A 1901-nucleotide genomic window follows, 5' to 3' on the forward strand; every position below is an offset into this window, starting at 1 on the left:
GCCAGGCGGAGGTGCTTGCGTAGTAATAAGTGGCGTAGTTCATGAATCTGTCCTCAATCTGAATCGGTAATGTGCAAAGGCCTGAAAAGCAAAACCCCCGGTCGGGGAGCCGACCGGGGGTTGAGTATTCTCATGTTCGGCGGCCCCTCGAAGGTGGGCGCCGTGTGGGTATCGGCGCCTAGTGGCTAAACCAATACCCAAAGTAATAGCTGGCAGGTGCCACGCAGCCGGCAACGGCCAGCACAGGGCGCAGGCTGCGACCGGTGTGGTTGGCGTGGTTGCGGGTGTGTTTCGGCATGTTGCTCTCCAGTGAATGAGCCCGAGCTTACTTCAGTTCGGCCGGGGCATTCAATGGATAAATGCTATGGTGGCGATCATTTGTTTTTGTACTGAATGGTTCAATGGCCGTAACGCCCAACCAGGCTTTGAGCCCCCAGCGCATGGCCTTGCAACAACTGCAGCAGGCCGCTGCGGTCCAGGCCTTCGGGCAGCGTGCCTATTGGTAGATCAGTAGCGATCAGGGTCAGTGCGTAATGGTGCGGGTTGTCGCCGGCGGGAGGGCAAGGACCTCGGTAGCTGAGCGTGCCGCGCGAGTTGCGGCCCACCGTGACGTGCTGCCCGGTCAGCGCGGCAGCGCCTTCCTTCAGGCCATCCTGGGCGGGGTCGATGTTGTAGGCGATCCAGTGAACCACGCCAATGCCTTTGCCGCCGTCCGGGTCGAACATGATCAGCGCCAGCGACTGGGTACCTTCGGGCAGGTTTTCCCAGCTGAGTTGCGGGGTGACTTGTTCGCCAGCGCCGCAGGCCGGGTCTGGCCCGACCTGCTGCAAGGCAATCACGCCCCCATCGGTGAACGAAGCAGAGCTGATCGACAGGGCGCCCTGGTTATTACCGGTTGCCATGGCGCTGCAAGGTATGAGGGCAGCAAGCAGCCAGGGTTTGAGGTTCATGGCGAGTCCTTGGCAGGGCGATGGGGCGCAGTGTAGTCCAGGCCAGCCTCAGCGGCTGTCCTGGTCTTCGGCAGTGCCACCGCTGTACCCGGCACCGGAGCCTGTGGCTTCACCGGTGCTGTTGGAGCCGCCACTGGCGCCGTCGGCGGCATCGGTGTTGCTGCCGGTGTCGCTGCTGTCATTGCTCTTGCCGCTGCCAGGGCTGTTAACGCTGCTGTCTTCACCGGCCGTCTTGCCGCCGGACTGGTCGGTTTGCGGGCGGCTGTCGGTGTTGGTGTCGGTGGCGGCGAAGCTGGTGCCAGTGATGGAGGCCAGGCCGAGGGCCAGGCACAGGGAGAGCGGGCGAATGCGGATCATGGCGTGTCTCCTTTGCGGATGATCTGTCATTCGTTGGGCTGGGGACGGGGGCAGGGGTGCCTTCCGGGCGACGAGTGGTAAATGCAGGGGCTGCGCTGCAGCCCCTTGGCTTCACTCGGTTTCGCTACGCGGTGCGTGCACAGGCTCGGAGGCTTCCAGCGGCGGGTGTTCCTGGGCCGCATGCATCAGGTCCTCGGTGACCCGCAACTCGGCGCCAGTCGGCGAGAAGGTAGTCGAAGCGGTGAACGGTGCAGGGTGCTCAGCCGCCGGGCGCTTGCCGCGGCGCCACATGAAGAAGCACACCATGGCCAGGTTGACCACGGCAAACGCCCAGAACAGTCCGGCCTCGCCAAATTCGGTCATCACCGGCGAAATTGCCATTGGCGCCATGGCCGAGCCCAGCGAGTTGATCAGCAGCAAGCCCTGGATCATCGGCACCAGCGCATCGGAGGGCGCGCGGTCGGCCGCATGGCTGACGGCTACCGGGTACAGGGTGAATACACCGCCACCCAGCAGGAACAGCATGGCCGGCAGCACGATCGAGTCCGACGGCAGGAATACCGTCACCAGCGACAGCACGACGCACAACCCGGC

2 protein-coding genes and 1 pseudogene are annotated in these 1901 nt (G+C 64.0%); all 3 read right to left on the reverse strand.

Annotated features, from left to right (window positions below; translation table 11 throughout):
- Nucleotides 1-398: 398 nt before the first annotated feature.
- A complete protein-coding gene (locus HP546_RS29720) occupies nucleotides 399-950 on the reverse strand; it encodes a YbhB/YbcL family Raf kinase inhibitor-like protein (RefSeq protein WP_172233299.1) in 552 nt (183 codons plus the stop codon).
- Between the two features lie 48 nt (nucleotides 951-998).
- Nucleotides 999-1307 carry a hypothetical protein gene (locus tag HP546_RS29725; protein WP_172233302.1) on the reverse strand — a complete coding sequence of 103 codons (309 nt, stop codon included), beginning with the start codon at nucleotides 1305-1307 and terminating at the stop codon, nucleotides 999-1001.
- A gap of 111 nt (nucleotides 1308-1418) precedes the next feature.
- Nucleotides 1419-1901, reverse strand: a pseudogene (locus tag HP546_RS29730) (MFS transporter); the annotation flags it as partial.

Source organism: Pseudomonas sp. CM25 (genome assembly GCF_013179705.1).
Taxonomy (GTDB): Bacteria; Pseudomonadota; Gammaproteobacteria; order Pseudomonadales; family Pseudomonadaceae; genus Aquipseudomonas.

Bases quoted from the DNA above. Each gene is read 5' to 3' on its own strand.
- HP546_RS29725 (WP_172233302.1), bottom strand. From the start codon at position 1,307: ATGATCCGCATTCGCCCGCTCTCCCTGTGCCTGGCCCTCGGCCTGGCC.
- HP546_RS29720 (WP_172233299.1), bottom strand. From the start codon at position 950: ATGAACCTCAAACCCTGGCTGCTTGCTGCCCTCATACCTTGCAGCGCC.